Genomic DNA, 12,974 nt, shown 5'->3' on the forward strand with positions numbered 1-12,974 from the left:
CCGTTGAAAGAGACTTTCGCCAGATTTTTGCTCGTCTGCTTCGATGTTCTTGCCATTCTCGTATCCTTATCCGGAGCCTTTTATTTACGCCATCTATTCAGCGGCTTTTTCACTATCCCGCCTCCCCCCGACATCGCGCTTTATTTACAATTGTATCTAATTTACGGAATCGTCCTCATTGTAATCTATTTTGAGGGGATTTATACAAAGCGGTTCGATTTTTGGCAGGAACACAAACGGATCGGCAAAGCCCTTTTAGTCGCTTGTCTAGTCGCATTGGCCGTTCTTGCACTGCAAAAAGAGACAGAATTTTACTCCCGTTTTATCCTGATCATCTCTTTCGTTCTCATGTTCATACTCATCCCTGCGGAAAAATTTCTCGTGAAACGATGGCTCTACAAAATGGGGCTATGGAGACGTCAGGCGATCATACTGGGAGAAGATCCTTTTTTTGAAAAACATGTCTTTGAAAACCCCTATTTAGGATACGTTAAAGGGGATATCAACCATGCGAAAACCCTTTTTATAGCGTCCGATTATCGACAGGTCGGAGAAATTGAAACGGTTCTGGATCAAAGTGTCAAACGCAATCAGGAGGTGATTTTTATCCCTCTCGTCAAAAGCTATGACTTTACCGACTCGTATGTTATCCATCTGTTCAACGCCCGAACCAACCTGATCGTCCTGGAAAACAAACTTCTCAATCCGTTGAATCGGATACTCAAAGATTCAAGCGACTATTTACTCTCTCTGCTTTTGCTCCCGTTTGCCCTTATGGTAATGATCATTATCGCTTTACGGATTAAAAAAGAGGAATCGGAAGGGAGAGTCTTGTTTAAACAAAACCGGATGGGACGTGAAGGAAAAATGTTTGTCTGCTATAAGTTTCGTACGATGCATGAAAACGGTGATCCCATCTTGGAAGAATATCTCCGAAGCCATCCCGAAGAGATACAAAATTATGCAATCTACCATAAATACGAAAATGATCCCCGAATCACAAAAATCGGCCATTTTCTGCGTAAGAGTTCGCTTGACGAACTGCCTCAGATTTTTAATGTTCTCAAAGGGGAGATGAGCTTGATCGGGCCTCGACCGTATATGAGCGAAGAGCAGCAAAAAATCGGTAAAAAACTTCCGATGGTTTTAGCCGTAAAACCGGGAATAACAGGACTATGGCAAGTCTCAGGTCGAAGCGACGTCGATTTTTCCAGCCGGGTTTCCCTAGATGTCTGGTATGTACGCAATTGGAATCTTTGGACTGACTTTGTTATTTTGATGAAAACGGTTAAAGTGGTTTTACGTAGAGAAGGTGCTGTTTAAGGTGGTGCCGGCACGAGGATTTGAACCCCGGGCCTATTGATTACAAATCAATTGCTCTAGCCAACTGAGCTATGCCGGCGATTTGGAGAGCGCAATTATATTCGGGTTTTCCTTAAAAAAACCATATGCGGCATCAAAATTGAACTATGTTATAATTTTTAAAATGAACGCAGAAAAGAGACGTAAATGAAAGGGATTATCCTAGCCGGCGGAAGCGGTACACGGCTTTACCCCATTACAAAAGGGGTCAGCAAGCAGTTAGTCCCGATCTATGATAAACCGATGATCTATTATCCCCTCTCGGTTCTTATGCTTGCCGGAATCCGTGAAGTACTCATTATCTCCACGCCTCACGATCTTCCCCGCTTTGAAGAGCTTCTGGGGGACGGAAGCGATATAGGGATGAGTTTCTCGTATTGTATCCAGCCCTCACCGGACGGTTTGGCGCAGGCATTTATCCTGGGTGAGGATTTTATAGGGTCCGATGATGTCTGTTTAGTGCTCGGCGATAATATTTTTCACGGACACGGCCTCACCAGATTGCTTGCACAATCTGTCCGAAACGTCACCGAAGAGAATAAAGCGACGGTCTTCGGATATTGGGTTAAAGATCCTGAACGTTACGGTGTCGTCGAATTCGACTCAATGGGAAATGCCCTTTCCATCGAAGAAAAACCGGCCGTTCCGAAAAGCTCATACGCCGTCGTAGGGTTGTATTTTTATCCCAACAGCGTCGTCGAGATTGCCAAAAACGTCAAGCCCTCAAAGCGGGGAGAACTCGAAATCACAACCGTCAATCAGACGTATCTGGCTCAAAACGATCTCAAAGTGGAACTGATGGGGCGAGGATACGCATGGCTCGATACGGGAACCCATGAATCCCTGCTAGAAGCAAGTATGTTTATCCAGACGATCGAAAACCGACAAGGGCTCAAAGTAGCCTGTATCGAAGAGATCGCGTATGAAATGGGATACATTTCGAAAGAAAAACTTCTCAACCTCGCTCAGCCTTTAAGTAAGAACCAATACGGCGAGTACCTGATACGCAGAGCAAACGAAGGAAAAATCGGCGAATGATATTTACACGCACTGAGATACCCGATGTTATCGTCATCGATCCGAAAGTACACGGTGATGAACGCGGTTATTTTGTCGAAACGTTTCGTGCCGACAAACTCGAAGCTTTTTTAGGGTTTACGATCCCTTTTTGTCAAGACAATGAGAGTAAATCTTCATACGGGGTACTGCGCGGTCTTCACTATCAACTCCCGCCTCACGCCCAAAGCAAACTGGTGCGTGTCATCGACGGGGAAGTCCTCGATGTCGCCGTCGATATCCGCAAAGGCTCCCCGACCTTCGGCCGTCATGTCTCCGTTCGCCTCTCAGGCGAAAACAAACGCCAGCTGTTCATTCCGCGCGGTTTTGCCCACGGATTCGTCGTCCTCTCCGAAACGTGTACGTTTGCCTATAAAGTCGATAATTACTACAGCCCCGAATGCGACAGAGGAATCGCATTTGACGATCCCTCTATCGGTATCGACTGGCACGTCAATCACTCCGATTTGCAGCTCTCACCCAAAGATACCGAACAGCCTCTTTTAAATGCGGCGGATCTCTTTGATTTTAGCGAAGACCTCTATGCTCAAACAGGGAGTGCACATGCGTAGTATACTCGTCACCGGAGCCAACGGGCAATTGGGTTCCGAGATCAAAAAACTGAGCCGTTTATACCCGCAGTATGAATTTACCTTTTCGGGCAGAGAGACGCTGGATCTGGGCAACCTGTGTAAAATGGAAGATTATTTCGACGGAAAACGCTTTGACGCCATCATTAACTGCGGAGCCTATACCGCCGTCGACAAAGCCGAATCCGAACCCGAGCTTGCGGACACGATCAATCACCGTTTCGTAAGTATGCTGGCCAAAATCGCCAAAATCAAAAAATCGGCCCTGATCCATATTTCAACCGATTACGTCTTTGACGGACAAAACTACCGTCCCTACGTCGAAACCGATCCTACCGATCCGCAGGGGGTCTACGGCAGAACCAAACAAAAAGCGGAAAACGCCATTTTGGCCACGGCTCCTGCAAATACACTTATCATCCGAACGTCATGGGTGTATTCGTCGTTCGGCACTAATTTCGTCAAAACGATGCTCAGACTCGGAAAAGAACGCGACACTCTGGGGGTCATCTATGACCAAGTGGGGACGCCGACCTATGCAGAGGATTTGGCACGTACCGTTTTGGAACTCCTGCCGAAAATCAGTAACGAATCTCCCGAAATCTATCATTACAGCAATGAGGGAGCCATAAGCTGGTATGACTTTTCCAAAACGATCTTTGAACTCTCAGGTATCGTGTGTGACGTCAAGGCGCTTACGAGCGACCAATATCCGACACAGGCGAAACGCCCCCATTACAGTTTGCTGAACAAATCAAAAATCAAAAACGATTTCGGCATCACTATCCCGTATTGGAAAGACTCTCTGTGTAGATGTTTAGAAGAATTAGGAGCCAAGTCATGAAAACCATTCTCGTCACCGGATGCGCCGGATTTATCGGAAGCAACTTCGTCCCCTACTTTCTCGACAAATACCCCGATATCCGTCTGATTAACTTAGACCTTCTTACGTATGCGGGCAATCTCGAAAACCTTGCCGAAGTTGAAAACAACGACCGTCATATTTTTGTCAAAGGGGATATCTGCGACCGTACCCTGGTCGAATCACTTTTCAAAGAGTATGACATCCGAGGGGTGATCCATTTTGCCGCAGAGAGCCATGTCGACAACTCGATCAAAAATCCGGGGATTTTTGTCCAAACCAATGTCAACGGCACCTTTACCCTGATCGACGTCGCCTACAAACAGTGGATGGAAAAACCTTTTGCCTTTAAAGCCGGGTATGAGGGGTGTCGCTTTCATCATATCAGTACCGACGAAGTGTACGGAACACTCGGGGAGAGCGGATACTTTAGCGAAGAAACCTCCTACGCCCCCAATTCGCCCTACAGCGCGTCCAAAGCGGGATCTGATATGATCGTCCGTTCGTATCACCATACCTACGGAATGGACACGGTCATTACCAACTGCTCTAACAACTACGGACCGAAACAGCACAGTGAAAAGCTGATCCCGACCATTATCCGAAAAGCCCTTGCGGGAGAAAATATCCCCATCTACGGAGACGGCAAAAACATCCGCGACTGGCTGTACGTCACAGACCACTGTAAAGGGATCGATTTGGCATACCACAGAGGGCGAAGCGGCGAAGTGTACAACATCGGCGGGCGCAATGAACGTAACAACAATCAGATCGCAGAGCGTATCTGTACCCTGCTCGATACCATGCGCCCCCGCAGCGACGGCAAAAGCTATAAAGAGTTTATCACCTATGTCGAAGACCGAGCCGGACATGACCGCCGCTATGCCATCGATGCGTCCAAAATCGAAACGGAACTCGGGTGGAGAGCCGATGAAAATTTTGAGACCGGTATCCTAAAAACGGTCGAATGGTTTTTAGAGCGTTAAAAACGCTTTATTTAATCCTTTTGTTCAATCCGTTTCTGTTTCAAATGGGAACGGATCAAATATTCCTCCGCGGCCAACGTTGCTTTGTAATACGCATTGCACTCTGATTGATACGCATTTTTGGCCTTATCAACCTCAAATGCCCCACGGTCTGAAATAATAATACCGGCATCATTAAATCCGCAATGAAGTGTATGCGGGGCCAGAAGATCAACTCCCATTGATACATAATCGGCATTGCTTAGCGTTAAATTGTAGAGTGTCGGAAAAATATCCTTATGCGACCCGGCCACCGACGTATCGATGTCGGCCGGCTTCAGATGCTTTGGCAAATAGAGATAAAAAGGGATCAGCTTTGAGGTTGCCACCGGATCATCGTATTTCATACTCGATTCGATCGTGTTGTTGTCGGCGGTGATGACGACGACCGTATTGGAAAATGCAGGATTACTTTTGATCTCATCCATAAAGCGTCCCGCCATATCCAACGCATACGCATAATCATGAAGCCGCTTTTCCAGCAAAGCCCGATCTCCGTTCATGTGCTTCGTCATCCCACTCGACCATACCAGAGGTCTGGACGTGTATTCGGGTGGGATATCATAAGGGGGATGATTGTTCGTCGTCATCAAATAGATGAACTGAGGTTTTTTGGCATCGGAGAGTTTTTTGAGGAGAAAATCATACGCATACTGATCAAATACCCCCCAGCTGTGCGATGCTTTTGTTTCATCCAGTTTTAGCGCGCTGACAATTGCCCCTTTCCCCTCGACACGATCAAATCCCTGATATTTCATAAATCCGCCGACATTCCGCCAGGAGAGATCGCCTCCGTACACATAGGAGGTTTCATACCCTTTTGACTGATAGACTCTCGCAGAGGCTTGTTTGAAAGCCGTTTGTACATAATTGCTCTGCCCGAAAGAGGTACTCTCAGGCCGTGCCGCGATATTTAAAAGAAACGGTTCCATGGAACTGATGGTGCCGTTTGAGCCGGAAACAAAATTACGAAATAGCGTGTCTTCATCAAAATGTTTTTTGAGCCGCCCCATAATGTCAAACGTCTCGCTTTGGTACTGCGTGATCGGCATTCCGAAACTCTCAACCATAATCACGACGACATTCGGGGGATTTTTTTCAAGCTGGGGGTTTTGGCGGGTTCGCTGCGGCAATGATCCCAATAAGTCTTTCGGATTGAGCTCTCTGTTTTGGAGATGGATGCGAAAAGCTTCGGTTATATTGTTTTCATATCCCATCATCTTGATCAGATTATAATCGTTCGATTTGCTTGTTTTATACTGTTTGTAGGATTTTATGATTGCAAATACGCCGTTTTGGGGAAGCTGATTGATAAATGGGTCCGAAGAGACATCCACAACATATTTCGATATCGGAAAAATCCCTAACGATCCGCGCGCGGCCAAAAATGACAATGCGATCATCACGACATAGATTCCGATCTTCCCCGCAACGGGTAACGGGAGGGTTTTAACCTCCTCGGTGCGTCGGAAAACGAAAGTGATCAACTTCCAAAGAACAATACCGTATAGCACTCCCAGTACGCTTAAAAGAGGGATGTTATAGTTTTTCCATGCTATTTCCAGCAAAGCTTTCGTATCATCGTCCATCACACCGAAAATCATAATATTCGCATGCTCTGCGAAATAGGAATAAAACGCCATATCGGCACCCAAAAACATGCTGATGAGGATAAAAACCGTCCAAAAATAACCCGTTAATATGCGGCGGATCGTCCGATTTCTGCTCCGGACCAGTTGCATGAGGGCAAGGATCAGCAGCGACACGATACTGACGTATCCTAAAACACTCAAATCCAATCGCAAACCGAACCAAAGGGCATACAGCCATTCGCCGCGCAACGTCTCGGGAAGTGCCTCATACGGAGAAAAATGGTTATAAAACCATAGGCGGATCGACGACATAATAAGTAAAAAAATGAATTGAATTTTGACGATAGCGACAATAAAGGGGTGAATTCTAGGCATTGAAACTCTTTTTAGGCGGTATTATATCTAGCCTTTAGTAATTCCGAAAATTAATCATCGACACGGTAAAATAGCGTAATTAGTCAAGGCAAAGGGGTATATGTGCGCAAACGTATCTTGGTAACAGGGGGGGCCGGATTTGTCGGAAGCCATCTGTGCAGACGGCTTCTGAACGAAGGCAACGATGTCATCTGTCTGGATAATTTTTTCACCGGAAGCAAAGAGAATATTATCGACCTGTTGCCCCACCCTTATTTCGAGCTGATCCGTCATGACGTGCAAGAGCCTATTTTGCTGGAAGTCGATGAAATCTATAACCTCGCCTGCCCCGCTTCACCTCCCCATTATCAGTTTGATCCCGTAGCGACAACGCGCACGTCGGTACTCGGTGCCATCAATATGCTCGACATCGCCCGTAAATGCAAAGCCAAAATCTTGCAGGCCAGCACCAGCGAAGTATACGGAGATCCCGAAGTGCACCCTCAGCCCGAAAGCTACCGCGGCAGTGTCAGCACGACGGGGATACGCGCCTGCTATGACGAGGGGAAACGGTGTGCCGAAACGCTGTTTTTTGATTATTACCGACAACACGGCGTCAAAATAAAAGTCATCCGTATCTTTAACACCTACGGACCTTATATGAATCCGGATGACGGACGGGTCGTGAGCAATTTCATCATGCAGGCTCTGCGTAATCAAGACATCACTATTTACGGTGCAGGGACGCAAACGCGCAGTTTTCAGTATGTCGACGATCTCGTCGAGGGGATGATCCGACTCATGAACAGCGATGACAGTTTTACGGGTCCAGTGAATATCGGAAATCCGGGAGAGTTTACGATGTTGGAACTGGCTCAAAAAATAATCACCCTCACCGGTTCGTCGTCCAAACTGACTTATAAACCTCTTCCGCAAGACGATCCGCTTCAGCGGCAGCCTGATATCAGCTTGGCCAAAAAAGAGCTGGACTGGGAGCCGACCATCGCGCTCGAAGAGGGGTTGAAAAAAACGATTGCCTACTTTAAGTCACTTACACGATGAATAAGCCGACACATAAACAGCCGACCGCGCTCATCTGCCTCTCGCCACATATCGGGGGGATGGAGCTCGCCAGCCTCAAGCTGGCGAAAACCCTTAGCCGCTATGTCGATTTGACCTTTATCATTCAAGAAGGGAAGTTTATCCATCAGCAATGCCTGAACAATCCCGACTACCGCGACATACGTTTCGAAACTATCGCGTTTTCACGAACACTCGGCCCTTCTCTCATCCGAAACGGGCGAAAGATCGTCAAAAAATACGGTATCAAAAATGTCATATTTTTAGGGGCTTCCGAGCTTAAATCACTCTATTTTTCATTTTTGGGGCTGGATATCAACCTGATCGTCCGTCACGGAACAATCAAATCGACTCCGAAAAAGGACTGGTTTCATCGTCTAATCTATTCTAATGTCGCCTATCATGTCCCGATTTCCAAATACATGTCCGGCAATGTCCAACAGATCATCCCATTCGGTCCGAAAAGCCAGATGCGGGTCATCGTCCCATCACTTCCAAAGCCGATCAGCACCCTTCCTAAAACACCTTCCGATACCCTAAGATTATTACATGCCGGACGGGTCACTGCGGGCAAAGGGATCGACAAAGCCATTTTGGCATGCGCTATTTTGGACGAAAACAATATCCCATTCAGCTTCGACAACTTCGGGCCTGCCGATCCAAAATATGCCCAAAAGCTTGAGCAGTTGCTCAAATCTATCACCTATGCCGACAAAATCCATATCAAAGGGTTTACCGATTCCATCTACGATGAGTATCAACGGCACGATATTTTTATTTTCCCGACACCGGATGAGGGGTATGGAAACGTTATGATGGAGGCGATTTCCCACGGGATCATCGTCATCGCGTTTGACAATACCGCCATCAGCAATTTCGGAGAGATGGGATTTCATATCCATCTCGTCGAAGATCAAAATCTCGATGCTCTTAAAGAGCGGCTGCTGTTCATCGCGCAAAACCTGGAAAACGAAAAAGCGCTGGCGCTTGAGAATATCGGAAAAGCCTCCATTAAGTTTGCCTCGGATCGGGAAGCCTCCGAATACTTGGAACTTCTCGTTTAGAAAAAGCCTTTAATAAAGACAGCCGTATAAAATACGGCTCCTATCCCTATGACCTGAAATAAAAACACCCTATTTTCCTGAATGTCGCGCTGAATGCTCCGATGTTTACGATCGATCATGCTGACGGCCAGCATCAATATCCACAGATGCAAAAATACGCGCAGATTAAAGATCGTCATCGTTAACCCCATAGCGATTGCCATCGTAATCGCCAGTTGTATGAAACGGAGACTTTCATCCTTCGGCCGATATTTATAGATTTGATAAAAAATATTCAAAAATGCCAATAAGCCGATGAGTCCGAATTGCAGCATGACACTAATGTACTGGTTGTGCTCATGGGCGATGGATTTTACCTCGTCATCTTTCGGCAAAACACGCTTAAACACCTCATCCATTGAATCTCCCGTCCCCACACCGAACCAGAAATTATCTTTGATAACCTCTAGACTGTATATCCAAAATCCGACACGCTGCCCCAAAGAAGAATCAAAATCAGCGGTAGGCTGGGCAAGTTTTTCAATCTCTATAACCGTTTGAGCCACTTTGTTTTGCAGTAAATCGCTGCTTTGATACATAGCCCCCGCAAAGATAGAAATTCCGATCAATGCGGGGAGTATCCATTTTCGGTGATAATAAAAAAAGAAAAAGGCAAGTAAAGGGAAAAAAGCGATGTATCCGGTTCTCCCTCCCGTCACGAAAATATTTGCCGATGCGGTAAGGGTAAAAAAGAACATGATCGCTTTTAAACGGATATCCTCTTTGGCATACAAGACCTTTTGAGCCAATAGTACGACCGTAAAGGCGAGGACTACACCGTAATGGATATGGTGTAAAAAAGGTGACGGATCCCCTACACAAAATGCTTTATAGAAAAACCGGTCGCCGATGCCGAATTCCCACGGAATGATCCCGAAAAACATCGAATACGATAAAATTTCGCTCACCATCATCGCTACGATAAAAGCGCCGATAATCCGATTGATATAACGTCCGTCGATCACCGTTAAAAAGACAAAAAGATAAAGTACGTTTTTTACGTGGCTTATGGAATGCCATCCGTTTATAAGGCTATCAGAGCCGATTAGCCAAATGAAATAGACCATCAGAAAATAGCTAAATGCACGGACTACCCTGTTTTTCCACACTTCTCTTGCATAATGAACGATATTTCCGCGTAAAAAAAACAAAATCAAAATAACGATGAAAATACGGCTGGTAACCGCTGCGGTAATCGGAACGAAAAACATATAGACGACAATCAGATTGTTCATCCATAGGGTTAGCCTGTCTTTATCGCTTCGCAGCTCAAGAAATTTAGTGTACAGATGATTCATGCAGATTTAAACCGTATTTGGTCACGAATATATTCCCGGCCTTATTTTTTTCAAATCTTTCCCTCTGTTCGGCCGAAGTGGGATTGTTTTGTTTTTTATGAAACAGATGAAAGGTATTGGCACTGTTCTTGCACGATTTCAATGTCAAACCATACGCTCTAAACCGCCAATCCAAATCGACGTCATCAGGAAGCGAAGATGCACCGAAACTCTCGTCAAAGCCGTTAATCGCCACCATGGCCTCTTTATAACACGAAAAATTGCACCCGATCAAACTGGTATTTCTAAGCCGCTTTTCTATGAAGAGTTTATAGAGCAATCCGTGCGGATTAAAATATATCCCCTGTTCAAATCGGGCATTTCGGTCAAACAGCAACCCGAGCGCAAAAAACAAATAGAATTTTTCAAGTGTATACGGATGAAGCGTACCGGCTCGTAATTTTTTAGATAAATCCTCAGAGAGATTAACCCTGCGACCCGCCAAAACCGCATCTTTGCTCGCCAATGCCACATGCCCTTCGATAAACGTAGAGTACGGGATGATATCGCCGTCGATAAAAATTAGATATTCTCCCGTACTGGCTAAAATTCCGTTGTTTTGCGAACGGGATTTTCGAACACCGTCGTCGTCTTGAAACGTGTGTAAAATCTCCAGTCCCTCGACCGTTTTAATATAATCGGCCATTGCGGGGCTGTTATTGTCTTCGGCGACAATCACTTCAAAATTTGTATAGGTCTGTTTTTTAAGCGCCTGTAAAATCAAATCCAAAGATTGGATATCTTTATAGACCGCTATGATTACACTGACTTTCATATCTTCTCGTTCATTAAAATGGTTTTTAAGGCTTCAAACTGTTTCTCGTTCGAGAAAACCTTCTCTGCTTTGATTCTCCCCGCTTCGGCCAATCGGTGTTTTAACGGTTCGTCTTTCAAAAGGGCTATTTTTTCGGCCAAACTTTCGCTGTTAAGCGCTTCGAACAACAGCCCCGTCTCATTGTCGTCAATGATCTCAACGACACCTCCGCTGTTGGAACCGATAACCGCCGTTCCCACCTGCATCGCTTCAATCAAAACAAGTCCGAACGTCTCCCGCTTGGAAGCGAGGACAACGGCGTCACACGCCTGATAGAAATGGTGCGGATTTTTCATGAATCCTAAAAAGTGGATTCTCTCCCCCACTCCCAGTTTTTCCGCCATTGCTCGCAGCTGATCGGTATACCCTTTTTTCATTTCATGCCCAACGAAATAGGCGTGAACGGAAGGATCGTTAATCCGTGCGACGGCCTCAATTAGAAGATGCTGCCCTTTGGCTTCGTTGATCCGTCCGACCATACCGACGGCAAATGTATCCTCCATCCCCAATTCTTTGCGCAAAGCGTCAATTTCTTGGGGATCCAAAAGCTCGGGACGATCCGAACCCATGTAAAGCACTTCGACTTTCGGTCGGACAGACTCGGGGATAAACGTCCTGATCTGATCAGCCACTTGATGGGTTACGGGGAGCATCAAATCGATGTTTCGATATAAAAAACGGTGATAAAAATCGTTTTTGAACCGGGTCATCGTCATGTTTCGGGTTTGGACAAGTTTCGGCTTGCGCTTGGAAAATACTTTAGCGCTCACTGCGATCGGAATATCTTTGGTCCAATGCAGATGGACGATGTCGATCTCGTGTTCATCGATGATCTGTGCGAGTTTTCGCGCCGATGCAAACATCACCAGATTCGATTTTTTCTTGAGCGTCACATAGCGGTACGGGGTACCTTGGTAATACTGCTCCAGCTTACCCGAGGGATTAATAACACTGAGAACGTTCATCGATTCATCCAGCGCTTTGGCGGCTCTGACCATGTAGAGTTCCAATCCGCCCAAATCGGGGGAGAGGCACAGTTCCAAAAGATTGATTTTTTTATTCATTTTCCTGCAACTCCAGCATAAGGGCATATTTCATGTACGAACTAAACGCGGAGATGACGGCAACGTTCCAGCCGTGGATACCGTGAAACATCCCCCCTTTTAAAATCAGGGCTTTAAACAACGCGCCGAAGCCGTGAAGAAAAGGATCGTATTTCGAAGAGCGTTTCCCCTCTTCATGAGCGATTCGTGCACCGCGGGTAATGAATTTATGGCTCGTTTTGATCATCTCGGCATAATCGGCGTACGAGTAATGAAGCATATCGGCATTAAGTGCCTTTACGTTATCTGTTTTTACTTTTGCATGTCCGCCGGAGGATTCAAAACCGCATTTGCTCCGGTTATACAGACGCGTTACCCGATCGGGATACCACAGCTTGATAAAATGTTTCCCGACATACGTTTTACGGGCGAATGAAAATGCGTCATAAGCGGTATTTTCAAGATCCAGATGTTTGATCGCCTCAATCGCATTCGTATCGAGCCTCTCATCCGCATCCAGACTCAATATCCACTCATTTTTAGCCAAAGGGGCACCGAACGCTTTTTGCAGACCGTCTCCCAGATAAGGCTGTACGATAACTTTAGCGCCCAATGACTCGGCGATCTCGCGGGTTCTGTCGGTACTTTGCGAATCCACCACTAAGATTTCGTCACAAACGCTTAAGACCGATCGGATTGCCGCTTCGATATTCTTTTCTTCGTTCAACGTAATAATATTTGCTGTTATCTTCATAA

12 protein-coding genes and 1 tRNA gene are annotated in these 12,974 nt (G+C 46.0%); 7 read left to right on the forward strand and 6 right to left on the reverse strand.

The window, feature by feature from the left end; translation table 11 throughout:
* The first annotated feature begins 3 nt into the window (after positions 1–3).
* Positions 4–1,323 carry an exopolysaccharide biosynthesis polyprenyl glycosylphosphotransferase gene (locus SULKU_RS10670; protein ID WP_013460977.1) on the forward strand — a complete coding sequence of 440 codons (1,320 nt, stop codon included), beginning with the start codon at positions 4–6 and terminating at the stop codon, positions 1,321–1,323.
* 2 nt (positions 1,324–1,325) lie between these two features.
* On the opposite strand, the gene SULKU_RS10675 is transcribed toward SULKU_RS10670, so the two are convergent.
* Positions 1,326–1,402 (reverse strand) — tRNA-Thr (locus SULKU_RS10675).
* Between the two features lie 107 nt (positions 1,403–1,509).
* Between SULKU_RS10675 and rfbA the strand changes: the two genes are divergently transcribed.
* Genes rfbA through rfbB form a run of 4 tightly spaced genes read left to right on the forward strand, consistent with a single transcriptional unit; the run spans position 1,510 to position 4,856 of the window.
* Positions 1,510–2,400 carry a glucose-1-phosphate thymidylyltransferase RfbA gene (rfbA, locus tag SULKU_RS10680; RefSeq protein WP_013460978.1) on the forward strand — a complete coding sequence of 297 codons (891 nt, stop codon included), beginning with the start codon at positions 1,510–1,512 and terminating at the stop codon, positions 2,398–2,400.
* Positions 2,397–2,990 carry a dTDP-4-dehydrorhamnose 3,5-epimerase gene (gene rfbC / locus SULKU_RS10685; RefSeq protein ID WP_013460979.1) on the forward strand — a complete coding sequence of 198 codons (594 nt, stop codon included), beginning with the start codon at positions 2,397–2,399 and terminating at the stop codon, positions 2,988–2,990. The genes rfbA and rfbC overlap by 4 nt, the downstream gene beginning before the upstream one ends.
* Positions 2,983–3,852: a dTDP-4-dehydrorhamnose reductase gene (gene rfbD, locus SULKU_RS10690; RefSeq protein WP_013460980.1), complete on the forward strand. Its 870-nt coding sequence runs from the start codon at positions 2,983–2,985 to the stop codon at positions 3,850–3,852. The genes rfbC and rfbD overlap by 8 nt, the downstream gene beginning before the upstream one ends.
* Positions 3,849–4,856 (forward strand): dTDP-glucose 4,6-dehydratase, encoded by a 1,008-nt coding sequence (gene rfbB, locus SULKU_RS10695; RefSeq protein WP_013460981.1) that lies wholly within the window; start codon positions 3,849–3,851, stop codon positions 4,854–4,856. The genes rfbD and rfbB overlap by 4 nt, the downstream gene beginning before the upstream one ends.
* 11 nt (positions 4,857–4,867) lie before the next feature.
* Here the strand turns inward: rfbB and SULKU_RS10700 are convergent, their stop codons facing one another.
* A complete protein-coding gene (locus SULKU_RS10700; protein ID WP_013460982.1) occupies positions 4,868–6,862 on the reverse strand; it encodes an LTA synthase family protein in 1,995 nt (664 codons plus the stop codon).
* A 102-nt stretch (positions 6,863–6,964) separates the two neighbouring features.
* Between SULKU_RS10700 and SULKU_RS10705 the strand changes: the two genes are divergently transcribed.
* Positions 6,965–7,903 (forward strand): UDP-glucuronic acid decarboxylase family protein, encoded by a 939-nt coding sequence (locus tag SULKU_RS10705; RefSeq protein WP_013460983.1) that lies wholly within the window; start codon positions 6,965–6,967, stop codon positions 7,901–7,903.
* Positions 7,900–8,985, forward strand: a complete 1,086-nt coding sequence (locus SULKU_RS10710) for a glycosyltransferase family 4 protein (protein WP_013460984.1) — start codon at positions 7,900–7,902, stop codon at positions 8,983–8,985. The genes SULKU_RS10705 and SULKU_RS10710 overlap by 4 nt, the downstream gene beginning before the upstream one ends.
* Here SULKU_RS10710 and SULKU_RS10715 read toward each other — a convergent pair.
* The 4 genes from SULKU_RS10715 to SULKU_RS10730 are packed head-to-tail and all read right to left on the reverse strand — an operon-like array spanning position 8,982 to position 12,972.
* The gene (locus SULKU_RS10715) at positions 8,982–10,322 is read right to left on the reverse strand and encodes an O-antigen ligase family protein (protein ID WP_013460985.1); all 1,341 of its coding nucleotides are present in this window, start codon (positions 10,320–10,322) and stop codon (positions 8,982–8,984) included. The genes SULKU_RS10710 and SULKU_RS10715 overlap by 4 nt on opposite strands.
* Positions 10,303–11,136, reverse strand: coding sequence for a glycosyltransferase (locus SULKU_RS10720; protein ID WP_013460986.1), 834 nt, complete (start codon positions 11,134–11,136; stop codon positions 10,303–10,305). Before SULKU_RS10720 ends, SULKU_RS10715 begins: the two co-directional genes overlap by 20 nt.
* On the reverse strand, positions 11,133–12,239 hold the full coding sequence (locus tag SULKU_RS10725) for a glycosyltransferase family 4 protein (RefSeq protein ID WP_013460987.1): 1,107 nt from the start codon (positions 12,237–12,239) through the stop codon (positions 11,133–11,135). The genes SULKU_RS10720 and SULKU_RS10725 overlap by 4 nt, the downstream gene beginning before the upstream one ends.
* Positions 12,232–12,972, reverse strand: coding sequence for a glycosyltransferase family 2 protein (locus SULKU_RS10730; RefSeq protein ID WP_013460988.1), 741 nt, complete (start codon positions 12,970–12,972; stop codon positions 12,232–12,234). Before SULKU_RS10730 ends, SULKU_RS10725 begins: the two co-directional genes overlap by 8 nt.
* Between the last annotated feature and the right edge of the window lie 2 nt (positions 12,973–12,974).

Source organism: Sulfuricurvum kujiense DSM 16994 (assembly GCF_000183725.1).
Taxonomy (GTDB): domain Bacteria; phylum Campylobacterota; class Campylobacteria; order Campylobacterales; family Sulfurimonadaceae; genus Sulfuricurvum; species Sulfuricurvum kujiense.